Genomic DNA, 16,291 nt, shown 5'->3' on the forward strand with positions numbered 1-16,291 from the left:
CGCGATTTCGCAGGACCTTCCGATGCCCCAGGATCCCCTTCCCCCCGACGCCCTGGAACCCGGCGATATTCCTGCGCAGCCGCTGGCGAAGCGTAAGCAACCGGGCGAGCTGCGCTCGACGCGTTGGTTCGGCCCCGCCGACCTTCGCTCCTTCGGCCACCGCTCGCGCGCCATGCAGATGGGCTACAGCCCGGAGGAATGGACGGGCAAGCCGGTCATCGCGATCGTCAACACCTGGTCCGACCTCAATCCCTGCCACGTGCACTTCAAGCAGCGCGTGGAGGACGTGAAGCGCGGCATCCTGATGGCGGGCGGCTTCCCCGTGGAGCTACCGGCGATTTCGGTCAGCGAGAGCTTCGTCAAGCCGACCACCATGATGTACCGCAACTTCCTGGCCATGGAGTGTGAGGAGCTGCTGCGCTCCCACCCCGTGGACGGGGCGGTGCTGATGGGCGGCTGCGACAAGACCACGCCGGGCCTGCTGCTGGGCGCCACCAGCATGGACATTCCCTGCATCTTCCTGCCCGCCGGCCCGATGCTGCGCGGCAACTGGCAGGGCAAGGTGCTGGGCTCGGGCTCCGACAGCTGGAAGTACTGGGACGAGTTGCGCGCCGGCAAGATCACCGACCAGGACTGGCTGGGCGTGGAGGGCGGCATCGCGCGCTCCTACGGCACCTGCATGACCATGGGCACCGCTTCCACCATGACCGCCATCGCGGAATCCGTGGGCATGGTGCTGCCCGGCGGCTCCTCCATCCCCGCGGCCGATGCCGGCCATATCCGCCTCGCCTCGGAGTCCGGGCGGCGCATCGTGGACATGGTGTGGGAAGACCTGACGCCGCAGAAGATCCAGACGCGCGAGGCTTTCGAGAACGCCATCGCGGTGGCCATGGCGATGGGCTGCTCCACCAACGCCATCATCCACCTGATCGCCATGGCACGGCGTGCCGGCCAGGATATCGGGCTGGAAGACTTCGAGCGCTTTTCCCGCCGCGTGCCGGTGATCGGCAACGTCCGCCCCTCCGGCAACACCTACCTGATGGAGGACTTCTTCTACGCCGGTGGCATCCGCGGGCTGATGAACCGCATCCGCGAGCACCTGCACCTGGACTGCCTCACCGTCACCGGCCGCACGCTGGGCGAGAACATCGAGGGTGCGAAGGTCTTCAACGACGACGTCATCCGCACCACCGCCGACCCGATCTACGGCCAGGGCTCGCTGGCGGTGCTGAAGGGCAACCTCGCGCCGGACGGCTGCGTCATCAAGCCCGCGGCGATGGACCAGCGCTTCCTGAAGCATTCCGGCCCGGCCGTGGTGTTCGACGACTACCCCTCCATGAAGAAGGCGGTGGACGACGAGGAGTACCCCTTCACCCCCGACACGGTGATGGTGTTGCGCAATGCCGGGCCGCAGGGCGGGCCGGGTATGCCGGAATGGGGCATGCTGCCGATGCCCAAGAAGCTGCTGAAGATGGGCCTGCGCGACATGATGCGCATGTCCGACGCGCGCATGAGCGGCACCTCCTACGGCGCCTGCGTGCTGCACGTGGCCCCCGAAAGCTACATCGGCGGCCCGCTGGCGCTGCTGCGCACCGGCGACATCGTGACCGTGGACGTGGAAGCGCGCTCCATCCGCATGGAAGTTTCCGACGAGGAGCTGGCGCGCCGCCGCGCCGAATGGAAGGCGCCCGAAAAGCGCTTCGAGCGCGGCTACGGCTGGGTCTTCACCCAGCACATCCAGCAGGCCAACGAGGGCTGCGACTTCGATTTCCTGCGCACGGATTTCGGTGCGCCCGTGTCCGAACCCGTGATCTACTGACCGCACCGGAGCGCCGAGAAACCATGCCCACGCTCAGCCCCGAAACCCGGGACAAGCTCAAGACCGTCAGCACGGCGACGCTGGCCACTGCGCTGTTCAAGCGCGGGCTGCGCAGCCAGTTCATCCAGGACGTGCAGCCGCTCAGCCCCCGCAAGGAAAGCATGGTCGGGGAGGCCTTCACCCTGCGCTACATGCCGGCGCGCGAGGACCTGAACGGCCTGGAGGTGTTCCGCGACCGCAGCCACCCGCAGCGCGCCGCCGTGGAACAATGCCCGCCCGGCGCGGTGATGGTGATGGACAGCCGCAAGGACGCCCGCGCCGCCTCCGCCGGCTCTATCCTGGTGACGCGGCTGATGGTGCGCGGCGTGGCCGGCGTGGTGACGGATGGCGGCTTCCGTGATGCGGCGGAGATCGCGACGCTGGACATCCCCGCCTTTCACCAGCGCCCCTCCGCCCCCACCAACCTGACGCTGAACCAGGCCATCGACATCAACGTGCCGATCGGCTGCGGCGACGCGCCGGTGTTTCCCGGCGACGTGGTGGTGGGCGACAATGACGGCGTGATCATCATCCCCGCCAACATCGCCGACGCGATCGCGGCGGAAGCGGTGGAGATGACGGCCTTCGAGGATTTCGTCGCCGAGCGCGTGCGCGGCGGCCAGTCCATCCTGGGCCTCTATCCCCCGACCGACGAGGGCAACCTGCAGGTCTTCCAGAACTGGCGGGCCGCCAACGGGCGCTAGCGAGGAACCGGCGCGGGCGGCGCGGACGCCGCCTCGCGAAAGGGTTCCGCTCATCGGCCCGGCGACACCGGGACAACACACACAACGAGGAAACGGAACGAATGAACAGCTTCTCCCGGCGCAGCGTGCTGGCGGGCACCACCGCCGCCCTGGCAGCCTCCGGCCTGCCGGCCCTCGCCCAGGTGCCGCGCCCGCGCAGCCCGCTGACCCTCAACATCATCGACGCCGCCGGCAACCTCGCGCTGACGCAACGCGCCTTCGACAACTACCGCCGCACCAAGCCGGAAATGGTGTCCCGCATGGTGTTCACCAAGGCGCCCTCGCCGGAAGTGCCGGGCAAGATCAAGGCACAGCAGGACGCGCGCCGCGTCGACATCGACATGGTGATCGTCGGCACCGACGCGCTCTCCGCCGGGCTCGAGCAGAACCTGTGGACCGAGCTGACCACGGCGCATGCCAGCAAGCTGCCCAACCTGCAGGGCATTTACCAGGAAACCGCCTGGCGCATGCAGGGTCTGGCGCGCGGCTTCGGCGTGGTGGTGTCTTACTACCCCTCCGGCCCGCTGCTGGAATACATGCCGAACAAGGTCCGCACGCCCCCCACCAGCGCCGAGGAGCTGCTGGCCTGGGCGAAGCAGAACCCCAACCGCTTCTCCTACGCCCGCCCCGCCAATTCCGGCCCCGGCCGCACCTTCCTGATGGGCCTGCCCTACATCCTCGGTGACAGCGACCCGAAGGACCCGGTGAACGGCTGGAGCAAGACCTGGAGCTTCCTGCGCGAGATCGGCCAGTACGTCGAGAACTATCCCAGCGGCACCGCCGTGGTGATGAAGGAACTCGGCGAGGGCACGCGCGACATCGTGGTGACCACCACCGGCTGGGACATCAACCCGCGCGTCCTCGGCATCGTGCCCAAGGAAGCGGCGGTGACCACGCTGCGCAACTTCCGCTGGGTGGCGGACGCGCATTACCTCGTGATCCCCAAGGGCGTCAGCGACGAACGCCTCGCGGTGCTGCTGGACCTGACCTCACACCTGCTGACCAAGGAAAGCCAGGCCTACACCTTTGACGAGGGCTACTTCTATCCCGGCCCGGCCGTGCAGGGCGTGACGCTGGACATGGCGCCCAAGGAAAGCCAGGACGCGATCCGCGAGTTCGGCCGTCCGGAATACGACCGCCTGATCGCCGACAACCCGCAGGAACTGCCGCTCGATCCCGACAAGCTCGTCATCGCCTTCCGGCGCTGGGACGAGGAGATCGGCGCCCGCCGGTCCCGCTAAAGAACGCACGCCCCTTTCAGGACGAACTTCCATGGCCATTCATTCCGCTCCGTTCCGGGAACTGCGCCTGGAAGGAATACGCCGCGACTTCGGCACGCTGAGCGCCCTGAAGGGGATCGACCTCCGCATCGAGCAGGGCGAGTTCATCGCCCTGCTCGGCCCTTCCGGCTGCGGCAAGACCACGGCGCTGAACTGCCTGGCCGGGCTGCTGCCGATCACCGGCGGCCGCATCTGGCTGGATGAGCGCCGCGTCGACACGCTGCGCCCGGAACAGCGCGGCTTCGGCATGGTGTTCCAGAGCTACGCGCTGTTTCCGCACATGAGCGTCCGCCGCAACGTCGGCTTCGGCCTCAAGATGCGCAACGTCCCCCGCGCCGAGGCGGCGCGCCGCATCGACGAGGCGCTGACCATGGTGCGCCTCCAGGCGCAGGCGGAGAAGCTGCCCGGCCAGCTCTCGGGCGGGCAGCAGCAGCGCGTCGCCATCGCACGGGCCATCGTGATCGAGCCGCCGCTGATCCTGATGGACGAGCCGCTCTCCAACCTTGACGCCAAGCTGCGGCTGGAGATGCGCGCCGACATCCGCCGCATCCACGACCGGCTCGGCGCCACCACCATCTACGTCACCCACGACCAGGAAGAGGCGCTGTCCCTGGCCGACCGCATCGTGGTGATGCGCGACGGCGAGATCCGCCAGACCGGCACGCCGGAGGAGCTCTATGCCCGCCCCGCGCACCTCGATGTCGCGGACTTCATGGGCTACCGCAACCGCCTGCCCGGCCGCGTGGTAAACCGCCAAGGCGACCTCGTCACCCTCGACATGGGCGAGGGCGCGGTGCTCACCGGCACGGCGCGCGACGCGCTGCCCGGCGACGCGGTGATCGCCGTGCGCCCGGACGACCTGTCCGCCACCGCCGACGCCGCCGCCCCCGGCGTGCCCGCCACCGTGCAGGCCATCGAGTACCGCGGCCGCGAGTTCCACGGCCTCGCCGCCGGCCCGGGCGGGCTGGAACTCTTCTTCCGCTCCGAGGAGCCGGTGGCGGTGGGTGCCCCCGTGCGCCTCGCCGCCGATCCCAGGCGCGCCCTGGTGTTCCCGGAGGCCCGCGCATGAGCGCCGTCGCCGAGCACACGCCCCTCCCCGCGGCGGAGCGCCCCTCCCTCGGCCTGCGCCTCGCCGCGCGCGGGCTGGACGGGGTGACGCTGCTGGTGCTGCCCGCCGCCCTCATGCTGGCCGGGCTGTTCCTTTACCCGTTCCTGTACGGCTTCTTCCTATCCTTCAGTCCCAAGGACGGCAGCACCTTGGGCAACTACGCTCGCTTCTTCAGCGACCCCTACCTCTACGACACCATCTGGACCACCATGCGCCTCGCGGTGCCGGTGACGCTGCTGAACCTGCTGCTGGCCATTCCCATCGCCTTCCGGGTGCGGCTGCTGCGGCACCAGCGCCTGCTGACCACCATCCTGATCCTGCCGATCACGCTGGGCACCGTGCTGGTGGCGGAAGGCATGCTGTTCTACTTCGGCGCCCAGGGCTGGTTCAGCCGCACGCTGATGTCCCTCGGCATCCTGTCCGGCCCGGTGAAGCTGACCAACAACTACATCGGCGTCTTCCTGTCGCTGCTGATCACCGGCTTCCCCTTCACCTTCCTCCTCACACTGTCCTACGTCACCGGCGTGGACCCGGCGCTGGAACAGGCGGCGGCGACGCTGGGCGCCGGCCCGCGCGAGCGCTTCACCAACGTGATGCTGCCGCTGCTGGCCCCCGGGCTGGCGATCACCTTCTGCCTCAGCTTCGTGCAGGCCTACTCGGTGTTCCCCTCCGCCGTGCTGGTGGGCGAACCGGCCGGCACCACGCGGGTGATCTCCATCGCCGCCTACCAGGCCGCCTTCGAGGAATACGATTATTCCCTCGCCTCGGCGGTCGCGATGGTGATGGGCGCGACGCAGCTGGCGGTGGTGGCCGCCGTGCTCGCGGGACGGCAACTCTTCTACCGTGGCCCCGTCGGCGGCACGAAGGGCTGAGCAACCATGAACAGCAATCCCAGCGTTTCCACCCGCCTCTGGGCCGCCGCCCTCTGGCTGCTGGTCGGCTTCTTCGTGCTGAACCTGTTCGGGCTGATCGGATCGGTGGTGACCAACTCCTTCGCCACCCGCTGGATCGGCACCTGGTTGCCGGCCGGCTGGACCACGCGCTGGTACTTCTCCGCCTGGGAGGAGTTCCAGCTCGGCGACGTCCTCACCGTCACCTTCCAGGTGGTCTTCGCCGTGGTGTTGCTGGCAGGGCTGCTCGGCGTCCCGGCGGCCTACGCCATGGCGCGGCGGGACTTCCCGGGCAAGCGGCTGCTGATGCTGCTCTTCCTGCTGCCGCTGCTGGTGCCGCCCATCACCTACGGCATCCCGATGGCCACCGTGCTGTACCAGTCCGGCCTGGGCGGCACGATGGCGGGCGTGGTGCTGGCCAACCTCGTGCCCACCGTGCCCTTCGTGGTGCTGGTGATGATCCCCTTCATCGAGCAGGTGGACCCGCGCATCGAGGCCGCGGCTCGCGTCTTCGGCGCCAACACCTTTCAGCTGTTCCTGCACGTCCTGACGCCGATCCTGCTGCCCGGCGTGCTGGCGGCGCTGCTGCTGGTGCTGGTGCGCACCATCGCGATGTTCGAGCTGACGTTCCTCACCGCGGGCCCGGGCAGCCAGACTCTGGTGGTGGCGCTCTACTACTCGGTCTTCGCGGCCGGGGTACGGGCGACGCAGTCGGTGGACGCGATGGCGGTGATCTACATGATCACCACGCTGGTCTGGCTGCTGATCGCCCTGCGCTTCGTCAGCCCGACGCAGATCGTGGCCCGCGCCAAGCAGCCTTCGCAGCACTGAGGCGGCCGGACCTGGGCAGACGGGAAAGGCCGGGGGAGTGAACTCCCCCAGCCCCCCTCCTTCTTTCGGGAGTTAGGGGTGCCCTTCGCGGCACCCTCAAACTCCCGAAAATAGAAGGGGGTCCGGGGGGATACTTCCCCCCGGCTTGCTCCCACTGGGCTCCACCGCTCAGTCCGCGGTGATGCGGGCCTCGCGCACCACGCCGGCCCAGCGCACCAGTTCCCCCTGCACCAGCGTGTTGAACTCGCCCGGCGTGCCGCCGCCGGGGATCAGACCCTGGCCGTGCAGCACGTTTCGCGTGTCCGGCCGCGCCAGCCAGGCGTTCAGCACCTCGTTCAGCCGCCCGGCCACCGGGGCGGGCAGGCCGGCCGGGCCGAAGATGCCGTACCACAGCGTCACGCTGGCCCGGGGATAGCCGCTCTCGGCCAGGGTCGGCACGTCGGGCAGCTCGGCGGATCGGGTGTCGCTGCCGATCGCCAGCAGCCGCACCTGTCCCGCCCGCGCCAGCGGCAGCGCCACCGCCACCGGCAGCATCATCGCCGCCAGCCGCTGCCCGATCAGGTCCTGCACCGCCGGCGCGGTGCCGCGATACGGCACGTGGTTCAGCTCGATCCCCGCGGCGAGGTTGAACAGCGCCATGGTCATGTGCTGCGCCGTGCCGTTGCCGGGCGAGGCGTAGTCCAGATCCCCCGGCTTGGCCTTTGCCAGCGCCACGAAGGCCCCGAGGTCGCGGGCCGGCAGGTCCGGCCGCACCGCCAGCACCACGTGGCCCTCGGCCAGCCGGATGATCGGGGTGAAGCTCCTGGCGGGGTCGTAGGGCAGGCTCGGCATCAGCGGCGGGCTCATGGCGAAGGGTACGCCCTGGATCATCAGCGTCCGCCCGTCCGGGGCCGCGCGCGACACGAACTGCGTGCCGATCAGCCCGCTAGCACCGGCGCGGTTGTCCACCACCACCGCCTGTCCCAGGCTCTCGCCCAGCGCCGGCGACAGCAGCCGCGCCATCACGTCCTGCGCCGTGCCGGGCGTGTAGGGGACGATGAAGCTCACCGGCCCGTCCGGACGCCAGGGCGCCTGCGCCGCGGCCGGACGCACCAGCGGCGCGAGGAAGGGAAGCGCGGCGGCCCCGAGCAGGCTCCGGCGATGCGGCATGGCGGTGTTTTCCTCCTGCGCCCGGTTCCCGCAGCGGCGGGACTGCCGGGCCTTCTTTCCCGTCCCCCCGGCCGGGTGCCGTCCGGAAACCGGTCCTGCTAGGAAGGCGACCGGTGGGCCAGGCACGGCGACGGAAGGCAGATGGGGCGAAATCCAGTATGGTGCGACTAGAAGCCGGGGTCCAGGCCGTTCGTGATCCCACGCCAGCCTCGGCCCGGCGGGTGGCTTCGCCGTGACGGAAACGGAAACCAGCCCCCGCAAGATGCTCCGCATCCTCGACGTGCTGGGCGAGAACAGCGCCCCGCTGGGCTTCGACGCGCTGCACGGCCGGCTCGGCTTCACCCGCTCCACCCTGTACCGCTACCTCAAGATCCTGACCGATGCGGGGCTGGTGGCCTCCAGCCCGGAAGCCGGCTTCAGCATCGGCCCGCGCATCACCGAACTCGACTATCGCATGCGGCAGCACGACCCGCTGATCACCGCCAGCCGCCCGGTGATGGCGGAACTGGCCCAGGCCACCGCGGGCATCGCCCTGCTGTGCCGCCGCTACGGCGACCGCGTGCTCTGCGTCCACCAGGAGCGCGGCACCAACGCCTTTCGCAGCACCTACGAACGCGGCCTGGCGCGGCCGCTGTTTCGCGGCGCCGCCTCGCGGGTGATCCTGGCGCACCTGCCCGGCCCGGCGATCGCCCGCCTGCAGACCAGCCAGGCCGAGGCCCTGGCGGAGTCCGGACTCCCCACCGCCCTGCAACCCCTGCGGGCCGCCCTGCGCGCCATCCGCCAGCGCGGCTGGGACGTCACGGAAGGCCAGGTCACCCCCGGCGTCACCGGCATCGCCGCCGCCCTGTCCGACAGCCGCGGCGAGGTGCTGGGCAGCCTCAGCGTGACGCTGGGCCGCACCGGCCTTTCGCCGGACGAAACCGCCCGCATCGCCGAGCGCGTGACCTTCTGCGCCGGGATCGTGAACAAGACGCTGGCGGGCTAAGACTAGCCCCGTCCCACATCCTGGGACTTGACGCCGGACATTCCCCCGCGCAACACCCAGCGCGGCCCGTACCGGCCGGCGCTCCCCACCCGTCCGGGCCGGGTCGCGGCAACAGCGTTCCGGCCGCCATGCCGGGCAAAGGAGGAAGCACCATGGCCCTTCCGGAGGCCCTCGTGGCCGAGCTGGTGGCAGCGAACCGCATCCTGGCCGCCGAGGGCGTGGTGGACGCCTTCGGCCATGTCAGCGTCCGCCACCCCGACAACCCCGGCCGCTACCTCCTGTCCCGCGCCCGCTCGCCGGAACTGATCGAGGCCGCGGACATCCTGGAGTTTGAGCTGGACGGCACGCCCGTCGACCCGCACGGCGCCAAGCCCTACCTGGAGCGCTTCATCCACGGCGCCATCTACGAGAAGCGCCCCGAGGTGCAGTCCGTGGTGCACAGCCACAGCCGCTCCGTGGTGCCTTTCAGCGTGGTGGGCCAGCGCATCCGCCCGATCATGCACTCCTGCGCCACCATCGGCGCCGAGGTGCCGGTCTGGGACGCACGCCGCGTTTTCGGCGACACCACCCTGCTGGTGTCGAACATGGCCATGGGCCGCGACCTCGCCTGCACCCTGGCCGACGGCAACGCCGCCCTGATGCGCGGCCACGGCTCCACCGTCGCCGGCCGTTCCATCAAGGAAGCGGTCTATACGGCCGTTTACCTGGAGGTGAACGCCAACCTGCAGATGCAGGCCAGCCGCATGGGCGAGGTCACCTTCCTGTCCCCTGGCGAGATCGCGCAGATCAACGAGCGCCTCAGCCACGGCAAGCCCGGCGAGGGCTACGGCCGCGCCTGGGATTACTGGTGCCGCCGCGCCGGGATCGCCGTAGCCCCGGAGTGAGCGCCCGGGCCGGCTCCATCGGCGGTGATCTTGCTTCGCGGATCACCCCGGCTCCGTAGCGCATGTCGCGCGACATCTGTTCGCGAAACGCTTCCGGCGTGCCGCCCCCGGGCACCATGCCCTGCATGCGCAGCTTTTCCCGCCTGTCGGGTCGCGCCTACACCGGTAAAATCCCACCATGCAGGATTTTACGGCATTTTGCATTGACAGCAGCCCTGCCGGGATGGGATCGAGTGCCCGGCCCGCCGCCCCACTCCTTCGCGGGCCCTTTCCGGGCAGGGACGTTTCGCAGCATGGACACGCAGGTTCTCATCGTCGGCGCCGGCCCCACCGGCCTGACCCTGGCCATCGACCTGGGCCTGCGCGGCATCCGCTGCACGCTGATCGAGCAGAAGCCCGCCCCGGCCCGTTGGCCGAAGATGGAGCGGTGCAACGCCCGCACCATGGAGATCTACCGCCGCCTCGGCCTGTCGGAGCGCATCCGCGCCGCCGGCTTCCCGCGCGACGTGCCGATGGACGTGTTCATCGTCACCTCCGTGGTGGAGCCGCCGCTGCTGCACCTGCCCTACCCTTCGGTGGCCGAGGCGCAGGCGGAGATCGCCTCCAGCAATGACGGCACGCTGCCGCTGGAAGCCTATCAGCTGATCTCGCAGTACACGCTGGAACCGCTGCTGAAGTCGGTGGCGGACAAGCTGCCCACCGTGGATGTCCGCTTCGGCCACGAACTGGTGGGCTTCACCCAGGATGCCGGCGGCGTCAGTGCCGAGATCCGCCGCGCCGACGGCAGCACCGACACCATCCGCGCCGCCTTCATGGCCGGCTGCGACGGCGGCTCCAGCATCGTGCGCAAGTCGCTGGGCATCGCGCTGAACGGCGACGGCAACCTGCTCAAGCTGCGGCAGGCGCTGTACCACTGCCCCGAGCTCTTCGCCCGCATCCCCATCGGCAAGGGCCGGCACTACCACGTGGCCGACGGGCAGGCGACCTTCCTGATCGTGCAGGACGACACGCGCCACTTCACCCTGCACTCCGTGGTCGACACCGACGACGACATGCGCACCATGTTCGAGAAGACGGTGGCCATGCCCGTGCAGTACGAGATGCTGCATGTCGGCCAGTGGACGCAGCACCTGCTGCTGGCCGACCGCTACGGCGACGGCCGCGTGTTCCTGGCCGGCGATGCCTGCCACCTCGTGATCCCCACCGGCGGCCTGGGCATGAACACCGGCGTCGGCGACGCCATCGACCTCAGCTGGAAGCTGGCCGGCACGCTGCAGGGCTGGGGCGGGCCGGAGCTGCTGCGCTCCTACGCCATCGAGCGCCGGCAGGTCGGCGAGCACAACGTCGCCGCCTCGCGCTACGCCTCGCGCGGGCGGCGGGCCTGGCGTTCCATGTGGAAGCCGAACCTGCGCGACGACACGCCGGAGGGCGCGGAGGTCCGCGCCAACCTCGCCCGCGTCGCCGACGTGGAACAGCGCAAGACCAACGAGATGATCGGCGCCGAGCTGGGCTACCGCTACATCGAATCCCCCATCCTCATCCGCGAGGACAGCGAGCCGCCGGAACACGACTACCGCCGCTACACCCCCAGCACCTATCCGGGCGCCCGCCTGCCGCATGCCTGGCTGGCGGACGGCACGGCGATGCAGGACCTGATCGGCACGGGCTACACGCTGCTGCGCCTGGGCGGCGTGGCGCAGGATGGCACCGGCCTGGCGCGGGAATTCTCCGCCCTCGGCGCCCCCTTCGCCGCGCTGGAAGTGCGGGACGAGGCAGCGCGGGACATCTACGGCCACGATCTGATCCTGCTGCGCCCGGACATGCACGTGGTGTGGCGCGGCCAGCACCTGCCCGACGACCTCCGCCAGCTCGCCGCCACCGCGACCGGCCACGCAGCGATGGCGCGAAGCGCCTCGGCCCAGGCCGTCGCGGCGGCCCCGGCGCACTGACCACGCGCGCCGTCCGCCGCGCCACCCGGCCCTGATTCCCGGGCCGGCCGGGGACCGGAACGGCAACGGCCGGAACCGGGTGCTTTCACCCCGGTTCCGGCCGCCGCGCTTTCCCCTGCGGGCCCGGCGCGAAGCCGGACCCGGCGGTGCTGCTACCGGCCGGCAGGACGCTCCGGCGGCTGCCCGGCCTCGGCGATGCCGCGCTTGGCGCCTTCCGCCACGCCCTGCAACGCTTCGCCCGCAGCCCGGGACACGTCGCCCGCCGCCTTGCCCAGCGTGTCGCCCAGGCTGGACAGGCCACCCTGGTCCAGCTTGTCCTTGGCTTCGGCGTAAGTGTTGGCCACGGCTTCCTTGGCGCGCTGCAGCTGCTCGCCTGCCGCCGAGCGGACGCCCTCGTAGCCGTCGCGGGCCGCCGCGCCGACGCGCTCCGCCAGCTCGTCGCGGGCCTCGCCCATCAGCTCGTCCTCGGCCCGGGTGCGCGGCAGCGCCGCGCCCAGCGCCGCGCCTAGCGCGAGGCCCAGCGCCCCGAACAGCAGCGGCTGCGCCTGGGCCAGCCCGTCCAGCATGCCGGTGCCCTGCGCGGCGGAAGACACGCGGTCGCGCACCGCCACCGCACCGCCCTGCGCCGCGTCACGCGCGTCGTGGCCCAGCGCGGCCACGCTCTGCACCAGGCTGCCCGCCGCCTCGGACGCGCGCCCGGCGAGGTCCGACCCCGCCTGCGCCACCTGCGAGGCCACGTCGCCCACCGCGGCCGCGGCCTGCGAGGCCGCGCCGCTGACCGCGCCGGCCGCCTGGCCCACCCGCTCTTGCGTGGCGTCCATCGCACCGGAAATGCGCACCCGCGCCGACCCCGCCATCTCCGCGGCGGTGTCGGCCAGCCCCGGCCGGGTGGAGCCGATCTGCGGCGTCGGCTGCAGCCGGTGGCCCGTGCTGGTCCCCACCGAAGCCGTGCCGCCGGCGGAGCCACCCTTGGACAGCAGCAGCCAGGCGATCCCCGCGCCGATCAGCGCCACCGGCAGCGGGTTCTCCCGCACGGAGGTGCCGAGGTTGCGCATGAACTCGGTGCCGCCCGAACCCCGCGCGTAGTCGCTGATCTGTTCCACCACCTGGTCCATCATCTGGCTGGGCGCCAGCTTGGCCCGCAGGGCGTCCAGCGTGCCGGACACGTTGGCTCGGGTCTGCTCGACCTCGCCCTCGATCTGCGCGGCGGATTTCTCGCCCGGATCCATGCTGGTCCCGCTCATCGCACCTGCTCCTTGGCGACCTCGGCGTCGCGCGACAGCTGCGCGATCGTCCGGTCGGGTGAAAGGTTGGAAGCCTTCAGCTGGCTCACGCCGCCGCGCAGCACGGAATACCCGATCACGCCCGCGACCACGGCCACGATCAGGTAGGACACGCCCCAGGACAGCGTCAGGAACTGCACCAGGAAGGCGGCGGCCGCGAACAGCAGCAGGATCAGCGATCCCAGCAACAGCGCCCCGCCCAGCCCCAGCGACGTCCCGGCGGCGCCGACATGCGACACCTTCTCGCCCAGCTCGGCCCGGGCCAGCTGGACCTCCTTGCGTACCAGCGTCGAGGTCTGGTCCACCAGATCCCCAAGCAGGTCCGGGATGGACCGGTTGGCGTCGCCGCTCACAGCGGCGTTCCCGTGCGCTCGTTCGGCACCGGGCTGGACTGATGGCCGCCGGAAGCGGGCGGCGTCGCCGTGCCGGCCGGCGGCGTCACGTCCGTCGATGCCGTGGGCATGCTGCCCGGCGCCGCGTCGCCCGCGCGGTGCGCCACGGCGCCGCCGAGGCTCGCCGCCGCGGTGGTGGCCGGCCGCGCCGTGTGGCCGCGACTGTCCGGCACCCAGCCGGGCGCGGCATTGGGGTTGATCGCCGCGCTGCCCGGGCCGGACGCGTGGCCCGACCCGCCCGCGACGCCGTCGGTCGAGCTCTTGGCGAAGCGCGCCAGGGCGAAGCCCGCCAGGGCCGCGGCACCGAAAAAGGCCGCCGGCTGCCGCCGCGCGAAATCCGCCACGTCCTGGAACAACTGCCCGGCCGTGCGGTCGCGCAGCGCCGCGGAGATGCCCTGCACGGAATCCGCCGCCGCCCGGACGTGCCGCGCCACTTCCGGCGAGGAACCCTCCAGGTCGTCGGCGGCATGGCGGATCGCCCTGGCGAAGCCCGAGGCCTGCTCGGCCCCGGCCGCCTTGCCGTCCTCCACGATCCCCTCAGCGCGTTCGCGCGCCGTGCCGAGGATCTCGGCGCCCTGCGCCTTCACCTCCTCCGTCGCCCCGGCCACCTTGCCCTGGATGCCGTCCACGGCCTCGCTGGTGCGGGTCCGGACCGCGGCGGCAATGGCCTGGGCGTCGTCGCGGACCTGACCGAGCGGATCGCGTGAGGGAGGCGAGGCTCCCGTTTCGTGGCTCATCGCGTGCCTCCTGCTGGTGCGCGGGCGGTTGAACCCCTCGCGCCGTGGCAGAAGAACTGCTGGGCAGCGGTTTGGTTGGGACCGCCCGGGCCACCCGCCCCCGCGATGCGCTGCCGCGCGGTGGGCGGCCCGGCATTCCTGTCGGATACGTGACGGATGGCGGCGCCGTCCGGCCCGTCCTTCAGGTGCCGCAGAAGGTTTGCAGAACCCGCTCCTCGGGCTTCGCCGGCAGGGTGAAGCGCTCCAGGCCCGGGCGGTGGTCGAAAGGCCGCGACAGCGCGTCCAGCAGCGCCTCGAAGGACGTGAAATCCTGCCGCTCCACCGCCGCGTCGATCGCCGCCTCCACCAAGTGGTTGCGCGGGATCACCGCGGGGTTCACCCGCAGCATGGCCGCGCGGCTCGCTTCCGCCCCCCCGGGTTCCTCCGCCAGGCGGCGGCGCCAGCCTTCCGCCCAGCCGTCGAAGGCGGCGGGATCCGCGAACAGCGCCCGCGCCCCGGCGGCCTCCGGCTCCATCGCGGCATCGCCCAGGCTGCGGAACAGCAGCGTGAAATCGGCCCCGTTCTCCGCCATGCGCCGCAGCAGGTCCTGCACCAGCGGCCCGTCGCCCTCGCGGGCCGTGCCCAGGCCGATCTTGCGCGCCAGCCCGCCGCCATAGGCGGCCTCGAAGCGCGGGCCGAAACCGGCCAGCACCTCCTGCGCCATCGCGACCGCCGGCTCCTCCTCCGCAGCCAGCAGCGGCAGCAGGGTTTCCGCCAGCCGCGCCAGGTTCCACTGCGCCACGCGCGGCTGGTTGCCGTAGCTGTAGCGCCCGGCATAGTCGATGGAGCTGAACACCGTGCCGGGGTCGTAGGCCTCCATGAAGGCGCAGGGCCCGAAATCGATGGTCTCGCCGGAGATCGCGGTGTTGTCGGTGTTCATCACGCCGTGCACGAAGCCGATCAGCAGCCAGCGCGCCACGAGGTCCGCCTGCCGCGCCACCACCGCTTCCAGCAGCGCGCGATACGGGTGCTCCGCCCCGGCCAGCTCCGGGTAGTGGCGGGCGATGGCGTAGTCGGCCAAGGTCCGCACGCCCTCCACGTCCCCCTGGGCGGCGAAGAACTGGAAGGTGCCGACGCGCAGGTGGCTCGCCGCGACGCGCGTCAGCACGCCGCCGGGCCGCGCTTCCTCGCGCTGCACCACCTCGCCCGTGGTCACCGCGGCCAGCGCCCGGGTGGTGGGCAGCCCCAGCGCCGCCATCGCCTCGCTCACGAGGTATTCGCGCAGCACCGGCCCCAGCGCGGCGCGGCCGTCGCCGCGGCGGGAAAACGGCGTCGGCCCGGACCCCTTCAACTGGATGTCACGCCGCAGCCCGTCGCGCCCGACCACCTCGCCCAGCAGCACGGCGCGGCCGTCGCCCAGCCGCGGCACGAACTGCCCGAACTGGTGCCCGGCATAGGCCAGCGCGATCGGCGCGGCGCCTTCCGGCACGCGGTTGCCCGCCAGCACCGCCACGCCCTCCGGCCCCGCCAGCGCGGCGGCGTCCAGCCCCAGCGTGTCGGCCAGCGCGGCATTGACCCGCACCAGCCGCGGCGCGGCCACCGGCGTCGGCAGGCAGGGCTCGAAGAACCGCTCCGGCAGGCGCGCGTAGCTGTTGTCGAAGCGGAAGCCGAGAGGCATGCGAAGGGTCCCCGAACTGGATCGCGCCGCGGCGTGCCGGGCGGCGGCCGGACCGGCCCGGTGTGCCGCCTTCCCGCACGGCTGCGGCGCGACGATGGCGCCGCGGAGATCGGCCCATCGCCGCGCGAGAACAAGGCACCGCGGAACAACACCGCGGCACCGAGGCCACCCGGCGCGCTACTGGATCAGCCGGGTCACTGCCGACAGGCTGGCGCGGATCATGGCATCCCTTTCCGCCGGGCGGCCGGCGAGATGGTCGGCGGAGGCGGAAGCCAGCTCCTGCAACCGCGCCACGTCGGACCCGGTAGGCCGCGGGGTCTTGGCGGCCAGGGCCAGCAGGGCGGCGCGGGCGGCTTCCCGGGCACCGGCCAGGGCCAGGTGGCTCAACCGGTGGTTCAGGGCATAGCTCGCGGTGTGGACCGCCGCCACGGCGCGATCCTGCCATTCCTCGTGGCCGCTCGGGACCAGTTGTTTCATGGTTTGCTCCTCCCGGCGCGGGTTTTATCCACACCCTACCTCTCGGGTCCGTGCGGTTCTGCACCGCA

Annotated in this window: 15 protein-coding genes; 9 read left to right on the forward strand and 6 right to left on the reverse strand. The window is 71.6% G+C overall.

The window, feature by feature from the left end:
- Positions 1–22: 22 nt before the first annotated feature.
- The 6 genes from araD to ACLIBK_RS02520 all read left to right on the forward strand — a co-directional run bounded on the left by araD (position 23) and on the right by ACLIBK_RS02520 (position 6,710).
- Positions 23–1,819: an L-arabinonate dehydratase gene (gene araD, locus ACLIBK_RS02495; RefSeq protein WP_415385635.1), complete on the forward strand. Its 1,797-nt coding sequence runs from the start codon at positions 23–25 to the stop codon at positions 1,817–1,819.
- Positions 1,820–1,842: 23 nt separating this feature from the next.
- Positions 1,843–2,562 carry a ribonuclease activity regulator RraA gene (locus ACLIBK_RS02500; RefSeq protein ID WP_415385636.1) on the forward strand — a complete coding sequence of 240 codons (720 nt, stop codon included), beginning with the start codon at positions 1,843–1,845 and terminating at the stop codon, positions 2,560–2,562.
- A 101-nt stretch (positions 2,563–2,663) separates the two neighbouring features.
- Positions 2,664–3,842 carry an extracellular solute-binding protein gene (locus tag ACLIBK_RS02505; RefSeq protein WP_415385637.1) on the forward strand — a complete coding sequence of 393 codons (1,179 nt, stop codon included), beginning with the start codon at positions 2,664–2,666 and terminating at the stop codon, positions 3,840–3,842.
- A 31-nt stretch (positions 3,843–3,873) separates the two neighbouring features.
- Positions 3,874–4,950, forward strand: coding sequence for an ABC transporter ATP-binding protein (locus ACLIBK_RS02510; RefSeq protein ID WP_415385638.1), 1,077 nt, complete (start codon positions 3,874–3,876; stop codon positions 4,948–4,950).
- Positions 4,947–5,861, forward strand: coding sequence for an ABC transporter permease (locus ACLIBK_RS02515; RefSeq protein ID WP_415385639.1), 915 nt, complete (start codon positions 4,947–4,949; stop codon positions 5,859–5,861). Before ACLIBK_RS02510 ends, ACLIBK_RS02515 begins: the two co-directional genes overlap by 4 nt.
- 6 nt (positions 5,862–5,867) lie before the next feature.
- Positions 5,868–6,710, forward strand: a complete 843-nt coding sequence (locus ACLIBK_RS02520) for an ABC transporter permease (protein ID WP_415385640.1) — start codon at positions 5,868–5,870, stop codon at positions 6,708–6,710.
- Positions 6,711–6,878: 168 nt separating this feature from the next.
- Here the strand turns inward: ACLIBK_RS02520 and ACLIBK_RS02525 are convergent, their stop codons facing one another.
- Positions 6,879–7,859 carry a Bug family tripartite tricarboxylate transporter substrate binding protein gene (locus tag ACLIBK_RS02525; protein WP_415385641.1) on the reverse strand — a complete coding sequence of 327 codons (981 nt, stop codon included), beginning with the start codon at positions 7,857–7,859 and terminating at the stop codon, positions 6,879–6,881.
- Between the two features lie 262 nt (positions 7,860–8,121).
- Between ACLIBK_RS02525 and ACLIBK_RS02530 the strand changes: the two genes are divergently transcribed.
- From ACLIBK_RS02530 to ACLIBK_RS02540, 3 genes are all read left to right on the forward strand, one after another.
- On the forward strand, positions 8,122–8,844 hold the full coding sequence (locus ACLIBK_RS02530; RefSeq protein WP_415385642.1) for an IclR family transcriptional regulator: 723 nt from the start codon (positions 8,122–8,124) through the stop codon (positions 8,842–8,844).
- 152 nt (positions 8,845–8,996) lie between these two features.
- Entirely contained in the window at positions 8,997–9,728 is a 732-nt protein-coding gene (locus ACLIBK_RS02535) for a class II aldolase/adducin family protein (RefSeq protein WP_415385643.1), read from the forward strand.
- Positions 9,729–10,021: 293 nt separating this feature from the next.
- A complete protein-coding gene (locus ACLIBK_RS02540) occupies positions 10,022–11,677 on the forward strand; it encodes an FAD-dependent monooxygenase (RefSeq protein WP_415385644.1) in 1,656 nt (551 codons plus the stop codon).
- Positions 11,678–11,829: 152 nt separating this feature from the next.
- Here ACLIBK_RS02540 and ACLIBK_RS02545 read toward each other — a convergent pair whose 3' ends face one another.
- The 5 genes from ACLIBK_RS02545 to ACLIBK_RS02565 form a co-directional block, all read right to left on the reverse strand.
- Positions 11,830–12,921, reverse strand: a complete 1,092-nt coding sequence (locus ACLIBK_RS02545) for a DUF3618 domain-containing protein (protein WP_415385645.1) — start codon at positions 12,919–12,921, stop codon at positions 11,830–11,832.
- Entirely contained in the window at positions 12,918–13,313 is a 396-nt protein-coding gene (locus tag ACLIBK_RS02550) for a phage holin family protein (RefSeq protein ID WP_415385646.1), read from the reverse strand. The genes ACLIBK_RS02545 and ACLIBK_RS02550 overlap by 4 nt, the downstream gene beginning before the upstream one ends.
- On the reverse strand, positions 13,310–14,089 hold the full coding sequence (locus ACLIBK_RS02555; protein WP_415385647.1) for a hypothetical protein: 780 nt from the start codon (positions 14,087–14,089) through the stop codon (positions 13,310–13,312). Before ACLIBK_RS02555 ends, ACLIBK_RS02550 begins: the two co-directional genes overlap by 4 nt.
- A 181-nt stretch (positions 14,090–14,270) precedes the next feature.
- On the reverse strand, positions 14,271–15,746 hold the full coding sequence (locus ACLIBK_RS02560) for a protein adenylyltransferase SelO (protein WP_415385648.1): 1,476 nt from the start codon (positions 15,744–15,746) through the stop codon (positions 14,271–14,273).
- A gap of 177 nt (positions 15,747–15,923) precedes the next feature.
- Complete coding sequence (locus tag ACLIBK_RS02565) at positions 15,924–16,223, reverse strand: hypothetical protein (protein ID WP_415385649.1); 300 nt, start codon at positions 16,221–16,223, stop codon at positions 15,924–15,926.
- Between the last annotated feature and the right edge of the window lie 68 nt (positions 16,224–16,291).

This window comes from Roseomonas sp. BN140053, from assembly GCF_047690175.1.
Lineage (GTDB): Bacteria > Pseudomonadota > Alphaproteobacteria > Acetobacterales > Acetobacteraceae > Roseomonas.